At 60.8% G+C, this 17,916-nt stretch carries 16 protein-coding genes; 8 read left to right on the top strand and 8 right to left on the bottom strand.

The features are described from left to right. The first annotated feature begins 151 nt into the window (after positions 1-151). Positions 152-2,206: an FAD-dependent oxidoreductase gene (locus tag HX792_RS11660; protein WP_176996251.1), complete on the top strand. Its 2,055-nt coding sequence runs from the start codon at positions 152-154 to the stop codon at positions 2,204-2,206. 82 nt (positions 2,207-2,288) lie between these two features. Here HX792_RS11660 and HX792_RS11655 read toward each other — a convergent pair whose 3' ends face one another. From HX792_RS11655 to speB, 4 genes are read right to left on the bottom strand one after another with little or no spacing between them, the layout of a single operon-like run. Next, on the bottom strand, positions 2,289-3,671 hold the full coding sequence (locus tag HX792_RS11655; protein ID WP_176996250.1) for a sodium:solute symporter: 1,383 nt from the start codon (positions 3,669-3,671) through the stop codon (positions 2,289-2,291). A 35-nt stretch (positions 3,672-3,706) separates the two neighbouring features. After that, a complete protein-coding gene (locus HX792_RS11650; RefSeq protein WP_176996249.1) occupies positions 3,707-5,218 on the bottom strand; it encodes a cytosine permease in 1,512 nt (503 codons plus the stop codon). Positions 5,219-5,239: 21 nt separating this feature from the next. Beyond that, entirely contained in the window at positions 5,240-5,662 is a 423-nt protein-coding gene (locus HX792_RS11645; protein ID WP_176996248.1) for a nuclear transport factor 2 family protein, read from the bottom strand. Next, on the bottom strand, positions 5,662-6,612 hold the full coding sequence (gene speB / locus HX792_RS11640) for an agmatinase (protein WP_021490873.1): 951 nt from the start codon (positions 6,610-6,612) through the stop codon (positions 5,662-5,664). The genes HX792_RS11645 and speB overlap by 1 nt, the downstream gene beginning before the upstream one ends. 248 nt (positions 6,613-6,860) lie before the next feature. On the opposite strand from speB, the gene HX792_RS11635 reads away from it, so the two are divergent. From HX792_RS11635 to HX792_RS11605, 7 genes are all read left to right on the top strand, one after another. After that, entirely contained in the window at positions 6,861-7,754 is an 894-nt protein-coding gene (locus HX792_RS11635; RefSeq protein WP_017134867.1) for a LysR family transcriptional regulator, read from the top strand. 6 nt (positions 7,755-7,760) lie between these two features. Further along, entirely contained in the window at positions 7,761-8,369 is a 609-nt protein-coding gene (locus HX792_RS11630) for a tRNA-uridine aminocarboxypropyltransferase (RefSeq protein WP_176996247.1), read from the top strand. Positions 8,370-8,472: 103 nt separating this feature from the next. Continuing rightward, positions 8,473-9,375 carry a cysteine synthase CysM gene (cysM, locus tag HX792_RS11625; RefSeq protein WP_176996246.1) on the top strand — a complete coding sequence of 301 codons (903 nt, stop codon included), beginning with the start codon at positions 8,473-8,475 and terminating at the stop codon, positions 9,373-9,375. Then, positions 9,375-10,727: a 23S rRNA (uracil(1939)-C(5))-methyltransferase RlmD gene (rlmD, locus tag HX792_RS11620; protein WP_176996245.1), complete on the top strand. Its 1,353-nt coding sequence runs from the start codon at positions 9,375-9,377 to the stop codon at positions 10,725-10,727. The genes cysM and rlmD overlap by 1 nt, the downstream gene beginning before the upstream one ends. A 137-nt stretch (positions 10,728-10,864) precedes the next feature. Continuing rightward, on the top strand, positions 10,865-13,108 hold the full coding sequence (relA, locus tag HX792_RS11615) for a GTP diphosphokinase (RefSeq protein WP_176996244.1): 2,244 nt from the start codon (positions 10,865-10,867) through the stop codon (positions 13,106-13,108). 158 nt (positions 13,109-13,266) lie between these two features. Then, positions 13,267-14,100 carry a nucleoside triphosphate pyrophosphohydrolase gene (gene mazG / locus HX792_RS11610; protein WP_176996380.1) on the top strand — a complete coding sequence of 278 codons (834 nt, stop codon included), beginning with the start codon at positions 13,267-13,269 and terminating at the stop codon, positions 14,098-14,100. A gap of 25 nt (positions 14,101-14,125) precedes the next feature. After that, positions 14,126-14,671, top strand: coding sequence for a DUF2058 domain-containing protein (locus HX792_RS11605; protein WP_176996243.1), 546 nt, complete (start codon positions 14,126-14,128; stop codon positions 14,669-14,671). A 171-nt stretch (positions 14,672-14,842) separates the two neighbouring features. Here HX792_RS11605 and HX792_RS11600 read toward each other — a convergent pair whose 3' ends face one another. The 4 genes from HX792_RS11600 to purM all read right to left on the bottom strand — a co-directional run bounded on the left by HX792_RS11600 (position 14,843) and on the right by purM (position 17,838). Further along, on the bottom strand, positions 14,843-15,031 hold the full coding sequence (locus HX792_RS11600; RefSeq protein ID WP_176996242.1) for a hypothetical protein: 189 nt from the start codon (positions 15,029-15,031) through the stop codon (positions 14,843-14,845). Positions 15,032-15,407: 376 nt separating this feature from the next. Then, positions 15,408-16,121, bottom strand: a complete 714-nt coding sequence (locus HX792_RS11595; RefSeq protein ID WP_176996241.1) for a DUF3108 domain-containing protein — start codon at positions 16,119-16,121, stop codon at positions 15,408-15,410. Positions 16,122-16,129: 8 nt separating this feature from the next. Further along, the gene (gene purN, locus HX792_RS11590; RefSeq protein ID WP_071482945.1) at positions 16,130-16,780 is read right to left on the bottom strand and encodes a phosphoribosylglycinamide formyltransferase; all 651 of its coding nucleotides are present in this window, start codon (positions 16,778-16,780) and stop codon (positions 16,130-16,132) included. Then, positions 16,780-17,838 carry a phosphoribosylformylglycinamidine cyclo-ligase gene (gene purM / locus HX792_RS11585; protein ID WP_176996240.1) on the bottom strand — a complete coding sequence of 353 codons (1,059 nt, stop codon included), beginning with the start codon at positions 17,836-17,838 and terminating at the stop codon, positions 16,780-16,782. The genes purN and purM overlap by 1 nt, the downstream gene beginning before the upstream one ends. Positions 17,839-17,916: the final 78 nt, after the last annotated feature.

Genomic DNA, 17,916 nt, shown 5'->3' with positions numbered 1-17,916 from the left:
ATCGATGCGCCTAGGTTGAACTCTGCCAGGAAAGGTCCGCCCTGACGCCCTTTAAAGACCGAGTAGAACCTAAGCGCATTTCTTTAGTGGCCCAACTTTATCGAGTGTGTTTTTGGGGCGTTGGTCAGCCAGAATTGTTGGAGACAAAGCCATGCGCCCCTCTCGCGTTCCGCCGGTCGCCGCGTCACTGATTGCCACTTATGAAACTGTTCTACATATCGCGCCAGTGTCCAAATCCTGGAAGACCGACGCACCCCAAAACGTAGTCTTTTTTCCGCCGACATTAACCAAGCAATCCTTGCTCATACAGATCGCACTCTTGCATCCATCAGCGATCATCGTCGGGGATCAAGTGATCGATGCAGACGTCATTGCCCAATGGCGTATTTCACACCCGTTTGGCGATCTCTATTTGGTTCGCAGAGGCACGAGCTTGGACAAGGTGGCATTGGCGCTATGCGAGTCCAACAGCATTCGAGTCATCAACTTACCCGGCGTTAATGCACCACACGTTGCGGCCTATATTGCGCATTGGCTGACAGTAGGAGACGGCTCCATCCCCCGTGATATCAGCGTGCTGGGATACGGCAATGTGGGGAAAGCGCTTGTAAAGTTGTTACTGGATCGAACCCCGAATATTCGGATCAAGGTGTTGGTTCGGCACGATCAGGCGCCGAGTTCTGACAGCCGAGTGATATTTGTCACGGACTGGCAGGAAGCACTGGAGGGTGCTTATGCCGTCGCCATCTGTTTGTCGTTGAACGATGAGTCCATTCATCGCATTGATCGAGCCCTCATTCAATGCCTGCACAAAAGCGCTCGCCTGGTTTGTGTGGCTAAACCGGACGTCTTCAGCGATGACGCTTTACTGACTCTGGCGGCAGCTCAAGGTGTTCAACTGGTGCTGGACTATGGGCCGACGACACTGGAGGCATTTCGGATACGTACACAAACACTGGGCTGCAGTCTCTGCACGTGGTGCAAGCCCGCGACACTTACGATTCAGGCGGCAACGACCGAAGGCTGCCATTGCGACCTCGACTATGCGGTTTCGGTGCAACTGAGTCTGATGGCCTTGCGCGGCTTGGTCAGGCGCAAGCTCGCACAATCACTGACGATCCCCCCACGGCCTGCCGATGCCGGTGCGCCGCACGTGGCAATCATCGGTAGGGGCATCAACGGCTTGCTCCAAGCGGTCATGCTGCGCCTCGCGAATTATCAGGTCACGGTGTATGGCGGACATCAGCAGGGCGATGGAGCCAGTCACAAGCGTATAAACATGCGCCATATGTCAGCAACGGAGACCACCGCAAAGCCCCTGGAAAACGACTATTTATTGCCTGGCAATCAGCGTTTGGCCATTGAGTGCAATCGTGCAGGCATCGAGTTGTTTGAAAAGCTTCTGGCGGACAATCCGTCGCTGGCGCGATTCGCAAAGGCACGGGTTGTACGAGCCTATAGGGACGAGGACACAGGCGCAGAGAGAGCGATTCGTGAGCAATGCGATATTGAAAACAGGACTTGGCCGAGTGGTAAGCCAGGAGGTGAACTAACAGATATTGCGCCACTGCAATTCCAAGGACGCTATGGAGTCTGCGGAGTTGGCCGAGCGATCGAGGTGTCGGGCTACGACTTGGAGTTTGTCCATTTAATGGGAGAGGTCGAGGCGCTTTTGCAGGGCTCCGGAGTTCAGTTTGTACCCCAGCATTTGAACACTTCTCAAATCGCCGAATTAAGCCAGGACGTCTTCGTCGTCACTGCCATGGGAGTGGAGGAGCCAGAGGTCGTCGCGATTATTGGCTGGTTTTTCAAGCTGCGCGCGGTTGGTAATGAAGGTGCCGAAATGCGTGGGTTCAAGTTGCAGTACGATCTGCCAATAGGCGTCATGAATTGCCGTTTGGACGGGGACTATATTCTTGTCTCTGGCGGGCAAGTAGTGCCCGGCTCAACGTCAGAGCACAAGGAAGAAATATTGACTGCATGTCTGATGGCGGTTGCTCGGCACTTTCCGAACTCCTATCGCAGGGCTATCGAAATTGGCGACTTGGATATTATCGAATGTGCCAGGCCCGGCACTCAGGATGGGCTATCGATAGTCTATTGCTCTGCCCACCATCGCATCGTAGCCGGTGGAACCTACGCCGCAGGCACAACCCAGGGCTTGGTGTGGGCCTCGCTGGTCCAGGAAATCATCCAGGCGAATTGAGGCGTTTCAACAGAACAAAAAAAACGGGCACGACATCCGACGTCGTGCCCGCTGAAGAAACCGCTCTAAATCCTGTTACATATCAAACCGCCCGCGCCGCCATTGCCTCCGGCTTGCGCGACAACAGGCTCACCAGCACGAAGCTCACCAGCCCGACTGCCAGGCTGTAATAGATCGGCGTGTTCGCATCCAGGCCATCCTTGAACATGAACACCAGTGCGGTCACAAAGCCCAGGGTCATGGAGGTGATTGCGCCGGAGGTGGTTGCCCGCTTCCAGAAGATCGCGCCGATCAGCGGGATCAGCATGCCGCCCACCAACAGGTTGTAGGCCAGGGTCAGGGCGCTGATCACGTCGTTCACCACCAGCGCGATACCCAGTACGGCGATACCGGTCAACATCGTGAACAGGCGGTTGATCGCCAGGCTCGACTGCTTGCCGCCGCGCAGGCGTGGCAGCAGGTCTTCGGTCAGGACAGTGGAGGCGGCCAACAGGCCAGCGCTGGCGGTGGACATCATCGCGGCCAGGGCCGCCGCAATCACCAGGCCACGGATGCCGTCCGGCAGCGACAGTTTGACGATGGCGGCGAAGGCGTTGTTGACGTTGTCCAGGTTGGGGATCAACACATGCGCTGCCATGCCGATCAATGCGCAGGCCAGGCCGTAGAGAATGCAGTAGAAGCCGGCGAAGGTGCCCGCGTACTTGGCGACCTTTTCATCACGGGCAGTGAACACGCGCTGCCAGATGTCCTGGCCGATCAGGATGCCGAAGAAGTAGATCATGAAGTAGGTGATGATCGTGTCCCAGCCGATTTCGGTGAAGCTGAAATTCGACGCCGGCAGCTTGGCCACCAGCTCATCCCAGCCGCCGACGCGGTACAGGCAGATCGGCAGCAGGATAAACATCAGGCCAACGGTCTTGATCACGAACTGCACGATGTCGGTGAGGGTCAGCGACCACATGCCGCCGATGGTCGAATACACCACCACCACGCCACCGCCCAGCAGCACCGAGATCCAGAACGGCAGGCCGAACAACACTTGCAGCACGGTGCCGATTGCCAGGATCGAGGTCACGCCGATCATCAAGGCGTAGGCCAGCATGATCACCGCACTCGCTTGGCGGGCCATGGGGTTGTAACGCTTTTCCAGCACCTGGGTCACGGTGAAGATTTTCAGCTTCAGCAGCGGCTTGGCCAGGAACAGGTTCAGCGCAATGATCCCCATGCCCAGCGCGGCGCACAGCCAGAAGCCGGAGATGCCGTGCACATAACCCAGGCGCACGGTGCCGACGGTGGACGCACCGCCCAGTACCGTGGCGGCCATGGTGCCCATGTACAGCGAAGGGCCCAGGTTGCGACCGGCTACCAGGTAGTCTTCGTGGGTCTTGGCGCGGCGCATGCCGTAATAGCCGAGCACGAGCATGCCGGCGGCGTAGATGAGTACGACGAATAAATCCAAAGCCATGACGGCGGGTCTCCGATTATCTTTTTTATGAGCGATCAGGCGGCGTGTTGCAGCGCCGGTTTAACGCGCGCATCCGTGCGCTTGCTGCGAGGGTCCGCCGGGCCGTAGACAGCGGCCGGTTCCGGAAACACGCGAAGCAAGGTCAGGTACACCACCGACGCCAGTCCCAGCGTCACCGGCAGGCTGATGTCGATGCCGTCGGCGAGGTTGCCCAGCGGCCCGACAAACTGCCCCGGCAGGTTGACGAAGCACAGGCCCACCAGCGCACTCGGGATCCAGGCCCCCAGCCCGCGCCAGTTCCAGCCATGGCTGAACCAGTAGCGACCACCGGTTTCGCCACGGGTGAACACCTGCAGGTCATCCGGGCAGTAGTAACCACGGCGCACGATCAGGCCGATGATCATCATCACCATCCACGGTGTAGTGCAGGTGATGATCAGTACGGCGAAGGTCGACACGCTCTGCACCAGGTTGGCGGCGAAACGTCCGATGAAGATGAAGGCAATCGACATCACCCCGATCAGCAACGTGGCCTTGACCCGCGACAGCAGGCGCGGGAACACGCTGGACATGTCCAAGCCCGTGCCATACAGCGAGGTGGTGCCGGTGGACATGCCGCCGATCACCGCGATCAGGCACACCGGCAGGAAGAACCAGCTCGGTGCCACGGCGAGCAAACCGCCGACGTAGTTGTTGGCCGCGATGTAGTCCGGCGCCTTGATCGCCACGATGGTCGCGGTGGCCAGGCCGAACAGGAACGGGATCAAGGTGGCGATCTGCGCCAGCACCACCGCCAGCATGATGCGCATTTTCGGCGTTTCACGTGGGATGTAGCGCGACCAGTCACCGAGGAACGCCCCGAAGGAAATCGGGTTGCTCATGGCCACCAGCGCGGCACCGATAAACGCCGCCCAGAAGCCGGTCTGGCCCAGTGCGACGGTGCCGGCGAAGTGGCTGTCGAACGCCGGTGCGAAGGCAAAGATGCCCAGCAGGAACAACAGGCTCGCGGCCCACACCGCAATGCGGTTGACCCATAGCATGAAGCGAAAGCCGTAGATGCACACCGTGAGCACGAGCAGGGCGAACAGGCCATAGGCCAGGCCCAGGGTCAGGTCGGTTTCCGGCAGGCCTACCAGACGTTTCGCACCGCCTACCAGCGCGTCACCTGAACTCCACACCGACAGTGAGAAGAAGGCAATCGCCGTCAGCAATGACAGGAAAGAGCCGACAATCCGCCCGTGCACGCCAAAGTGCGCACCGGAAGACACGGCGTTGTTGGTGCCGTTGATCGGCCCGAACAGGCCCATGGGTGCCAGGATCAGCGCACCCACCAGCACGCCCAGCACAATCGCCCAGACACCGGCCTGGAACGACAAGCCGAACAACACCGGGAAGGAACCCAGCACGGCGGTGGCAAAGGTATTGGCACCGCCGAAGATCAGTCGGAACAGATCCTTGGGCCCGGCAGTGCGTTCGTGGTCCGGGATCTGTTCGACCCCGTTGGTTTCTATTTTGCGAATACTGTTTTCGTTGTTTTTATTATTCATGATCAGCTCCGATCACATTGGCTAAGGGGGCGGCAGCCCTTCCGGCATTGCGGACAAATGTTCGTGACAGGCCAGCCACAGGCCTTGTTCTTGTTGTTCGCTCGTCCCTTGTCGCTTGAAGACAATGGTCTCGCGTTCCTGGCTAAAAAATTGCTCCCCGTTCATGCGCAGCTCGGTGGCCACGTCATGAATAAAAATCGCCACGTCGCCCTGCAGGCTGACCACGGCATTGCTCGAGGTGCAGGACAGCACCTCGAACCCCTCGTCCTGGCGCCAGCTGTCCCACAACGCCTGGTAGGCGTCGCGGCTGAGCAGCGGCTGGGGGAGGGTGTAGAACACAAAGCTGGCATCGGCCGTGAACGCGCCGAAGTAGGCGGCGCGGTCATTGCGGGCGAAGGCCGACACCAGGTCGGCCGCGGCTTTCAGTACGTCGTGGGCGCTCATCAGCGGTGGGCCACGCCGGGCAGTACGCAGAGCATCTCGTACAGCAGGTTGGCGCCGAGCAGCGAGGTGTTGCCGGTGGTGTCGTACGGCGGCGAAACTTCTACCAGATCACAACCAATCAGGTCGAGGCCCTGGCAGCCACGAATGATCTCGATGGCCTGGATGGTGGTCAGCCCACCGATTTCCGGGGTGCCGGTGCCGGGGGCCCACGCGGGGTCGATACCGTCGATATCAAAGCTCAGGTACACCGGGCCGCCGCCGACTTTTTCACGCACTTCTGCCATCAGCGGCGCGAGCGAGTGGTGCCAGCATTCTTCGGCCTGGACCACTCGGAAGCCCTGTTTGCGGCTCCAGTTGAAGTCTTCGGCGGTGTAGCCCTGGGCACGCAGGCCGATCTGCACGACGCGGTCGCAGTCCAGCAAGCCTTCTTCCACCGCGCGGCGGAAGGTGGTGCCGTGGGCGATTTTCTCGCCGAACATGTGGTCGTTGACGTCGGCGTGGGCATCGATGTGCACCAGCCCGACCTTGCCGTGTTTCTTGTGGATCGCCCGCAGGATCGGCAGGGTGATGGTGTGGTCGCCACCCAGGGTCAGGGGGATCACATCGTGCTCGAGGATCTCGTCGTAGGCTTCTTCGATGATGCGCACGGCGTCGAGCAGGTTGAAGGTGTTGATCGCCACGTCACCGATGTCGGCCACCGACAGCGAGTCGAACGGTGCAGCGCCGGTGGCCATGTTGTACGGGCGGATCATCACGGATTCGGCGCGGATTTCACGGGGCCCGAAGCGGGTGCCGGCGCGCAGGGAGGTGCCGATGTCCAGGGGCACGCCGATAAAGGCGGCGTCCAGGCCCTTGGCCGTTTGCAGGTGGGGCAGGCGCATCATGGTGGCGATGCCGGCGAAGCGCGGCATTTCGTTGCCGCCCAGTGGTTGGTGGAAAATCTTGTCCACGGGAGTGCCTCATCGTTGTTTTGTTTATTAGGGGCCGATAATGCGAAATACGCCGATACGAAAGAATCGGCAGGGGCAAATACTTAGTTCAGATTTTTCTAAACTAATGCCTGAGGTAAACTCCGTTCAAATGTGGGAGCTGGCTTGCCTGCGATAGCGATAGGCCGGCTTGCACCTGTATTGCTGATACACCGCCATCGCGGGCAAGCCCGCTCCCACAGGATTATGTGTGTGCCTTCGGAGACCCCATGGCCAACGCCTTGCCCGACCTGAAACTCCTGCGCATCTTCGTCAGCGTCGTGCGGCACCAGGGGTTCGCCAACGCCCAGCACGAACTCAACCTGTCCACGTCGGCCATCAGTACCTACATGAGCCAACTGGAATCGGCGTTGGGCCTGGTGCTGTGCCATCGCGGCCGGGGTGGGTTCAGCCTCACCAGCAAGGGCGAGTTGTTTCATCAGGAAACCCTGCGATTGCTGGGTGAGCTTGAGGGTTTCGAGCAGTACGCCGCCGCGCTCAAGGGCGAACTGCGCGGCACCCTCAAGCTGGGCGTGCTCGACTCCACCGTCAGCGACAAGGCTTTGCCCTTTGCTGAAGTGATCGGTGCCTACAGCCTGGAGCACCCGGCCGTTCACCTGCACCTGTCGGTAATGAGCCCTTACGAGCTGCAGCTGGGCGTGCAGGACAATCGCCTGGACCTGGCCATCGGCGCCTTTTCCAACCGCATGAGCGGCCTGATCTATATGCCGCTGTACCGCGAACAGCACTGGTTGTATTGCAGCACGCGCCATCCGTTATTCAACGAGCGGCGTATCCCCGAGCAAGTGATCACCCAGCAACGCATGGTCGGGCGCGGTTACTGGAGCCAGGCAGAACTCGCGCGCCACGGCTTCAAGCACAGCGCCGCCACGGTGGAAAGTATGGAGGCGCAGCTGATCCTGGTGCTGTCCGGCGCCTATATCGGCTACCTGCCGGAGCACTACGCCCAGGCGTGGGCCGACAAGGGCGACCTGCGCGTGTTGCTGCCGGCGACCTTTGGCTACCAGGCGCCGTTCTCGATGATCATGCGCCGTGGCCGCAGCCGCGAGCCGCTGATCCAGACCTTCCGCGACTTGCTCAAAGCTCAGCTCAACCAGGCCTGATAAACCATGTCCAGACCCCAATGCTCCCGCTGCCTGCGGCCCGTTACCCACTGCCTGTGCCCGCTGATCCCCAGCCTCGACAGCCGCACCCGCGTGTTGCTGTTGCAGCACCCGAGCGAGGTCAACCATGCGCTCAACACTGCGCGGTTGGCGGCGCTGGGGTTGAACAATGCGCTGTTGGTGGTGGGCGAGGTGTTTGAGGACTTGCCCAGCTTGCTCAACCCACCGGGCTATCAGGCGCGACTGTTGTTTCCGGCCGATGATGCCCAGCCATTGCAGGCCTACGCATCTTCCGATCAGCCGCTGCTGCTGGTGGTCCCCGACGGCACCTGGCGCAAGGCGCGCAAAATGTTGCACCTCAACCCGCTGCTGGCCGCATTGCCTCGGGTCACCCTGGCCGAGGGCGGTGTTTCCCGCTATCGGCTGCGCAAGGCGCCGGCACCGGGGGCCTTGTCCACCATTGAAGCGATTGCGCAGGCATTACAGGTATTGGAAGTGCCACGATCGTTTGAAGCGTTGCTCAAACCGTTCGAGGCGTTGATCGAGGGCCAGATTGTGGCGATGGGGGATGAGGTGTTTCAAAGAAACCATGGCGATGGCCCTGCCGGCCCATGACCGGCTTATTCCTTTAAGCCATAAGCACCGCACTTTGCGTGATATGGCCCGCCGGCCTTTCCCGGTATGATGTGCGCCCCGCAGTCTGGATTGCGAATACGCCATGACCTTGCAGTACCCTACAATCGCCGATTGCGTCGGCAACACGCCCCTGGTCCGCTTGCAACGCATGGCGGGTGAAACCAGCAACACCCTGTTGCTCAAGCTCGAAGGGAACAACCCGGCCGGTTCCGTGAAGGACCGCCCGGCGCTGTCGATGATCACCCGCGCCGAATTGCGCGGGCAGATCAAGCCCGGCGACACCTTGATCGAAGCCACCTCGGGCAATACCGGGATCGCCCTGGCCATGGCCGCCGCGATCAAGGGTTACAAGATGATTTTGATCATGCCCGACAACGGCAGCGCCGAACGCAAGGCGGCGATGACCGCCTATGGCGCCCAGTTGATTCTGGTCACCCAGGAAGAAGGCATGGAAGGCGCGCGTGATCTGGCCGAGCGCCTGGCCGCCGAAGGCCGTGGCCTGGTGCTGGACCAGTTCGCCAACGGTGATAACCCCGAGGCGCACTACACCACCACTGGCCCGGAAATCTGGCGCCAGACCGGGGGCACCATCACCCATTTTGTCAGCTCCATGGGCACCACCGGCACCATCATGGGTAACTCGCGCTACCTCAAGGAGCAGAACCCGGCGGTCCAGATCGTTGGTCTGCAACCGATGGAAGGCGCGGCCATCCCCGGTATCCGCCGCTGGCCCGAGGAGTATCTGCCGAAGATCTACAACGCGACCCGCGTGGACCGCATCATCGACATGGCCCAGCGTGAAGCCGAAGACACCACCCGCCGCCTGGCGCGTGAAGAAGGCATCTTCTGCGGCGTGTCCTCGGGCGGCGCCGTGGCCGGCATGTTGCGTTTGTCCAAAGAAGTGGAAAACGCGGTGATCGTCGCGATCATCTGTGACCGAGGCGACCGCTACCTGTCGACCGGCATCTTCGACGAACCCAACTGATGGCCAAGCACGAGAGAGGCCTGCGCTTCCAACCGACGGGCGGCAGCCGGGCCCCGCAGATCCCTGTAGGCAAGAAGCAAAAACTGACCATCGAGCGCCTGGCCAATGATGGCCGGGGCATCGTGTTCTTCGAAGGCCGTACCTGGTTTGTGAACGGTGCGCTCGCCGGCGAAGAAGTCGAGGCGCGGGTGTTGGGCGCTCACGGCAAAATCGTCGAGGCGCGTACCGAGCGGGTGTTCAAGGCCAGTGAATTGCGCCGGCCGGCGCCGTGTGCCCATGTCGGCCGTTGTGGCGGCTGCAGCGTGCAGCATTTGCCCCATGCCGAACAACTTGCCCTGAAACAGCGCATGCTCGCCGAACAATTGTCCCGTGTGGCGGGTGTCGAGCCGCAAGAATGGGCGGCCCCACTCAGTGGGCCGGAATTTGGCTACCGTCGCCGCGCCCGTGTGGCGGTGCGTTGGGACGCCAAGGCCAAACATCTGGAGGTGGGTTTCCGCGCCGTGGCCAGCCAGGACATTGTGGCCATCGACGATTGCCCGGTGCTGGTACAGGCCTTGCAACCGATCATGCAGCGCTTGCCAAACATGTTGTGGCGCCTGAGCAAACCACAGGCCCTGGGGCACGTGGAGTTGTTCAGTGGCACGTCCATCGCCGTGTTGCTGCGGCATATGGCGCCGTTGTCCGACGCAGACCTGGCGGTGTTGAAAGAATTCTGTGCCTTCCATGAAGCCCAGCTGTGGCTGCATGGCGAGGGGCAACCAGAGCCGGTCGAAGCCGACGCGGTGCTGGGCTTCCGGTTGGAGCAGTGGAATCTGGAGTTGGCTTACCGCCCGGGCGACTTCGTGCAAGTCAACGCTGGCGTCAACGAGGCGATGGTCGCCCAGGCCCTGGAATGGCTGGCGCCACTACCCGATGAGCGCGTGCTGGACCTGTTCTGCGGCCTGGGCAACTTTGCCCTGCCACTGGCCCAAAAGGTGCGTGAAGTGGTGGCGGTGGAGGGCGTACAGACCATGGTCGACCGGGCGGCGCTCAATGCCGTCAGCAACAATTTGCATAATGCGCAGTTTTTTCAGGCCGATTTGTCCCAGCCTTTGACCGACGCAGAATGGGCCAAACAGGGCTTTTCTGCGGTACTCTTGGACCCACCTCGCGATGGTGCCCTGGAGGTCGTGCGCAAGCTGGCGACCCTCAAGGCCAAGCGCCTGGTGTATGTGTCCTGCAACCCGGCCACGCTGGCGCGGGACACGGTTGAGTTGGTCAAGCAAGGCTACCGGCTAAAGCGTGCCGGGATCCTCGACATGTTTCCGCAGACAGCGCATGTCGAGGCCATGGCGTTATTTGAAGCGGGCTAGGATGCCCGTTTAATCCGACTGGCCTGCATTCTCCAGGGCCGTGACCTGCCAGGGAGCGTGTGTAAGCTTTAATAGTTAAAGCAGGTCAGCGATGATTTTTGGCGCATCGAAGGTGCGTCGTAGGGAAGGTAAGCAAGATGGTACAGGTGAGAGCACACCAGCCGATCAACACCGACGGCAGTATCAATCTCGAGGCATGGCTGGATCATGCCGTCAGTGTCGACCCGGCACTGGACCGTGAAGCCTTGAAGGCCGCTTGCGAGTTCGCTCGTGAGTCGGAGCAGCAAAACAATGCGGCCAAGAACCTGTGGGCCGAAGGCACTTCAAGCTTTCGCACCGGGTTGGAAATCGCCGAGATCCTCGCCGATCTCAAGTTGGACCAGGATTCGCTGATCGCCGCCGTGCTCTATCGCGGTGTGCGTGAAGGGCATATCGCGTTGCCGCTGGTCAGCCAGCGTTTCGGCGCCGTGGTGGCCAAGCTGATCGACGGCGTGCTGCGCATGGCCGCCATCAGTGCCAGCCTCAGCCCGCGTCAATCCATGGTGCTGGGCACCCAGGGCCAGGTCGAGAACCTGCGCAAGATGCTCGTGGCCATGGTCGATGACGTGCGCGTTGCACTGATCAAGCTGGCCGAGCGCACCTGCGCGATCCGTGCGGTGAAGACCGCCGACGACGAAAAACGCAATCGCGTTGCCCGCGAAGTCTTCGATATCTACGCGCCGCTGGCGCACCGCCTGGGTATCGGCCACATCAAGTGGGAGCTGGAGGACCTGTCCTTCCGCTACCTTGAGCCCGACCAATACAAACAGATCGCTACGCTGCTGCATGAACGGCGCCTGGATCGCGAGCGCTTTATCACCGACGTGATGAACCAGCTGCGCTCCGAATTGCAGGCCACCGGCGTTGAAGCCGACATCAGCGGCCGTGCCAAACACATCTATTCCATCTGGCGCAAAATGCAGCGCAAGGGCCTGGCCTTCAGCCAGATCTACGACGTGCGTGCGGTGCGCGTGCTGGTGCCGGAAATGCGCGACTGCTACACCGCGCTGGGCATCGTCCACACCCTGTGGCGGCACATTCCCAAGGAGTTTGACGACTACATCGCCAACCCCAAGGAGAACGGCTACCGCTCGTTGCATACCGCCGTGATCGGCCCCGAAGGCAAGGTACTGGAAGTGCAGATCCGCACCCACGCCATGCACGAAGAGGCCGAGCTGGGTGTGTGCGCGCATTGGCGCTACAAGGGCACCGACGTCAAGGCCGGGTCCAACCAGTACGAAGAGAAAATCTCCTGGCTGCGCCAAGTGCTGGAATGGCACGAAGAGCTGGGCGACATCGGTGGCCTGGCCGAACAGTTGCGCGTGGATATCGAGCCGGACCGGGTCTACATCTTTACCCCCGACGGTCATGCCATCGACTTGCCGAAGGGCGCCACGCCGCTGGATTTTGCCTACCGCGTGCACACCGAGATCGGCCACAACTGCCGGGGCGCCAAGATCAACGGGCGCATCGTGCCGCTCAACTACAGCCTGCAAACCGGTGAGCAGGTCGAGATCATCACCAGCAAGCACGGCACGCCGAGCCGCGACTGGCTGAACCCGAACCTGGGTTACATCACCACGTCGCGGGCACGGGCGAAGATCGTCCACTGGTTCAAGTTGCAGGCCCGCGACCAGAACGTCGCAGCCGGCAAAACCTTGCTCGAGCGCGAATTGGCGCGCCTGGGCCTGCCGCAGGTGGACTTCGACAAGCTGGCCGAAAAGGCCAACATGAAGATCGCCGAAGACATGTTCGCGGCGCTGGGTGCCGGCGACCTGCGCCTGGCGCAACTGGTCAACCTGGCCCAGCAACTGGTCGAGCCGGAGCGCGGCAGCGAACAGTTGGAACTGATCCCACGCAAGGCCACGGGCTACAAGCCGGGCAAGCGCGGCGACATCCAGATCCAGGGCGTGGGCAACCTGATGACGCAAATGGCCGGTTGCTGCCAGCCGTTGCCGGGCGACGCCATCGTCGGCTACATCACCCAGGGCCGGGGCGTGAGCATTCACCGCCAGGACTGCGCCTCGGTGCTGCAGCTGGGCGGGCGTGAGCCGGAGCGGATCATCCAGGTCAGTTGGGGGCCGGTACCGGTGCTCACCTACCCGGTGGACATCGTCATTCGCGCCTACGACCGTTCCGGTTTGCTGCGTGACGTCTCGCAAGTGCTGCTCAATGAGCGGATCAACGTGCTGGCGGTCAACACCCGCTCGAACAAAGAGGACAACACCGCGTTGATGTCCCTGACCATCGAGATTCCGGGGCTGGACGCATTGGGGCGGTTGCTGGGGCGCATTTCCCAGTTGCCGAACATCATCGAGACGCGGCGTAACCGCACCCCTTGATGCGGTACAACCCGTGGGAACCGGGCTTGTGTGGGAGCTGGCTTGCCTGCGATAGCATCGCCTCGATCTGCTTGATGGACCGAGTTGTCAGCATCGCAGGCAAGCCAGCTCCCACAGTTGATTTTCAGTGTTCTGGAAATATGCGCAGAGATTGAATGATGTATTCGCTTGAAGACCTGCTACACCTGATGAACCGCCTGCGCGACCCGCAATACGGGTGCCCGTGGGACATCAAGCAAACCTACGCCACCATCGTGCCCCATACCCTGGAAGAAGCCTACGAGGTTGCCGATGCCATTGAGCGCGGTGATTTCGATCACCTGCAAGGTGAGTTGGGCGACCTGTTGTTCCAGGTGGTGTATTACAGCCAGCTGGCGCGGGAGGAGGGACGTTTCGAGTTCGCCGGCGTGATCGACAGCATCACCCGCAAGCTGATCCGACGTCACCCTCACGTGTTCCCGACGGGCGATCTGTATGCGCCGTTGGACGTCCCGCAATTGAGCGAGGAACAGGTCAAGGAGCGCTGGGAGCAGATCAAGGCCGAGGAGCGTGCGGAAAAATCCGACGCGCCGGAGCAATTGTCCCTGCTTGATGATGTGCCCACTGCCTTGCCGTCGTTGTCCCGTGCCGCCAAATTGCAGAAGCGCGCCAGCCAGGTCGGTTTCGACTGGCCATCCGCGCTGCCGGTGGTGGACAACGTGCGCGAAGAGCTGGATGAAGTGCTCGAAGCCATGGCTGATAACGATTCTGCGGCCATCGCTGATGAGGTCGGCGACCTGCTGTTTGCCGCCGTCAACCTGGCCCGCCACCTCAAGGTCGACCCGGAAACCGCGCTGCGTGGCGCCAATGCCAAGTTCGAACGACGTTTCCGATTTATCGAACAGGCGTTGCGCGATACGCACAAACCCATAGAAGATTGCACCCTCGAAGAGTTGGACGCCCTGTGGGGTGAAGCCAAACGTCAGGAAAAGAATGTGTCCAGCTGCGGTTGAGCAGTTGCCTAAGTGAGTAAGCACCATGAGCCTTTCCCTTCGCGACCAGTTGCTCAAAGCAGGTCTGGTCAACCAAAAGCAGGCCAAGCAGGTCGGCAAAGAGAAACAGAAGCAGCAACGTCTGGTCCACAAAGGTCAGATCGAAGCCGATGACACCCAGGCGCGCCTGGCCCAGGAAGCGCAGGCCGAGAAGGTCAAGCGCGACCAGGAGCTGAACCGCCAACAGCAGGAAAAGGCCGAGGCCAAGGCTCGTACTGCGCAGGTCAAGCAACTGATCGAGACCTCGCGCCTGCCCAAGCTGACCACCGAGGACTACTACAACTTCGTGGACGACAAGAAGGTCAAGCGCCTGTCGGTCAACACCTTGATGCGCAACAAGCTGAGCAACGGCTCCCTGGCGATCGTGCATCACGGTGGCGGCTATGAAGTGATCCCGCGTGAAGCGGCGCTGAAGATCCAGGAGCGTGCACCGGAGCGTATCGTGCAGCTCAATGTCCTCACCGAAAGCCAGGTGCCGGATGAGGATGATCCATACGCCGCCTACCAGATCCCGGACGATCTGATGTGGTAAGCCCGTAAAAACAACAAACCCCGTCAATGGCGGGGTTTGTTGTAGTGAGCGGGCTTGCCCCGCGCCGGGCTGCATAGCGGCCCCCCTAAATACAAAACCCGCTCAAAAGGCGGGTTTTGTGTTTTCAGGCATCAAGGCTGCGTGGGCCAGGGACCCGAACCGTGCGAATACTCAGGAGCTTTGCGCCAGGCGTTTCAGTTCGAGAGTTTCGAGCTCGTTTTTATAATTGTGGGCTTCGTTCTCGTTGTGAAACATGCCGACCAGCTGATCTTGCTGATGTACATCCCAGATATGAATCCCGTGGGCTACTGCTTCGTGGGACATATGTTCGTCGTCGCGTTCAGTTACTTTTACAGTCATCTGCTTGCTCCAATCTCTGGTTGATCTGCGGCAAGTCGTCGCAGGCCTCTTTTATATGTTTTGTTAGCTTGCTAAGTAAACCGATTTTCCGCGCAACAATTCTTTGCATAAAACGCAACTATCCTGCAGGCCACGTAAACCGTGACATTGCGTCGCAGGTCATTGAGTTTTATGACAGAAGTTTCATGTTCGGGTCAGGCTTATGGGGCTGTATTGGCCATGCTGACGCCATCGCCGGCAAGCCGGCTCCTACATTTGGAACACATTCCCTGTAGGAGCTGGCTTGCCAGCGATAGCGTTAGCGGCCCTAGCGCAAAACCTCCAGGCGAAAAAAAGCCCCGCATTCCGCGAGGCTCTTCTTTGATTCAGCAGCCCATCAGCTGCCTTTGACAGCTTTGCCGTCAACGGTACCGTCGAGCAGCATGATGTTGTATTCCTTGCCGTCGGTTTCAACCTGGCGCAGGGCGACCAGGATGCCGCCCCAGTCCTTGGCAAACCACATCTGGGTGATGCGCTTGCTCTGCGACGGGTCGCGTACACGCTCGACCTTGATCGCATCGATGGAGCCGGCTTTGGTCTGGACCTTTTCCGGGCCGATCACGCGGAAGTCGTAGGTGTCGACGTCGGTGCCTTCGACCACGCGGTAGCTCATGCTCTTCTTGCCGGCCGCCACGTCACGTTGCAGGGCGAGCTGGTAGGTCGACTTGTCGAGCATGCCACTTTCGAGGGTGACGTTGACCGGGTCCTTGTTTTCGAAACCGGTGACCTTGTTGGTCGAGTGGTCGAAGTCCAGGTTGATCTTCTTCGCCTTGCCCAGGCCGCCGCGTTCGAAGGTGTAGCTCTTCGGTTGCAGGGCGTCCTTATCGAACTGGATCACGCTGGTTTCGGTGAGGCTGGCGATCATCATGGAAGCCTTGAAGTTCAAGGTCCAGGAGCCATTGTCATTCTTGGTCAGGCTGCGTTCAGCCGAACCACTCATGGGCAACTGTTTCCAGTCGGCGGTGTAGCTGGCGGAGAAAGGGTGAAGGTCTGCTGCTTGCACGGCAGGCAAGGCGAACAGCGCAAAAGCGAAGAGCAAGGCGCGACGCATAAAATCTCCTAGGTTCGAATCAAGTGGCCGCTGGCCGCGAGTAACTGACCGTCCAATAATGCACCCTGTTCACCAAGAATCAACCGCCCCTCGGCAAACCAGCGAACAGCCAGCGGATAAATCCTGTGTTCCTGGGTGTGAACCCGTTGCGCAAGCGTCTGCGCCGAGTCTGCAGACTCTACCGGAACCACTGCCTGTACGACCAGAGGCCCGCCATCGAGTTCCTCGGTGACAAAGTGCACGCTGCAGCCGTGCTCGCTGTCGCCGGCATCGAGCGCACGCTGGTGCGTGTGCATGCCTTTGTACTTGGGGAGCAGGGAAGGGTGGATGTTGAGCAGGCGCCCTTCATAGTGGCGCACGAAGTCAGCGCTGAGGATGCGCATGAAACCGGCGAGTACCACGAGTTTGGGGTTGAAGGCGTCGATCAGTTCGACCAAGGCGCTGTCGAAGGCCTCGCGGCCCTCGAAAGCCTTGTGATCCAGCGAACGGGTTTCGATACCCGCGTCCCTGGCGCGTTGCAGGCCGTAGGCGTCGCTGCGGTTGGAGATCACCGCAGCAATGCGCACCGGGCTGTCGCCGGTGCGCGTGCTGTCGATCAGGGCCTGCAAGTTACTGCCGGTGCCGGAAAGCAGCACCACGACATCACAGGTCTGAGACATTAATGAGCCTTGAGGTTCTTCAGTTCAACCTGGGCTGCGCCTTCCGGGGCGGTGGCGATCTGACCGATGACCCAAGGCTGCTCGCCCGCTTCACGCAGCACGTTCAGCGCGGTTTCAACGTGTTCTTGTGCCACGCAGATCACCATGCCCACGCCGCAGTTCAGCACGCGGTGCATCTCGGTTTCGTTGACGTTGCCTTTCTCTTGCAGCCAGTCGAAGACTGCAGGACGCTGCCAGCTGGCCACGTCGACGATGGCCTGGGCGCCTTTTGGCAGGACGCGCGGGATGTTGTCCAGCAGGCCGCCACCGGTGATGTGGGCCATGGCTTTGACAGCGCCGGTGTCCTTGATCAGCTTGAGCAGTGGCTTGACGTAGATGCGCGTCGGGGCCATCAGCAGGTCGGTCAGCGGCTTGCCGTCGAGCTGGGTGTTCTCGATGTCGGCGCCGGACACTTCGATGATCTTGCGGATCAGCGAGTAACCGTTGGAGTGCGGGCCGGAGGACGGCAGGGCCAGCAGGGCGTCGCCCGCAGCTACTTTGGAACCGTCGATGATTTCGGCTTTTTCTACAACGCCAACGCAGAAGCCGGCCAGGTCGTAGTCTTCGCCTTCGTACATGCCCGGCATTTCAGCGGTTTCGCCGCCCACCAGGGAGCAACCCGACAGTTCGCAGCCAGCGCCGATACCGGTGACCACTTGTGCCGCGGTGTCCACGTTCAGCTTGCCGGTGGCGTAGTAGTCCAGGAAGAACAGCGGCTCGGCGCCGCATACCACCAGGTCGTTGACGCACATGGCAACCAGGTCGATGCCGATGCTCTCGTGTTTGTTCAGGTTCAGTGCCAGGCGCAGCTTGGTGCCCACGCCGTCGGTGCCGGAGACCAGTACAGGCTGCTTGTAGCCGGCCGGGATTTCGCAGAGGGCGCCAAAACCGCCCAGGCCGCCCATGACTTCGGGGCGCGCAGTGCGCTTGGCGACGCTCTTGATGCGTTCGACCAATGCTTCACCGGCGTCGATGTCTACACCGGCGTCCTTGTAGCTCAGGGAGGGTTGCTTGCTCATGATCCAGGCCTTTAGGGGGGATTTCTGGGTAACGACCGAGCGGGCAGGCGCTTTTTGTAAAAGGCCCAGCCGTTGACG

The organism is Pseudomonas sp. B6002, assembly GCF_013385985.1.
In the GTDB taxonomy this organism is placed as follows: Bacteria; Pseudomonadota; Gammaproteobacteria; order Pseudomonadales; family Pseudomonadaceae; genus Aquipseudomonas.
The sequence above is the reverse complement of the archived record's forward strand: the minus strand, read 5'-3'. Positions and strand labels throughout refer to the sequence as shown.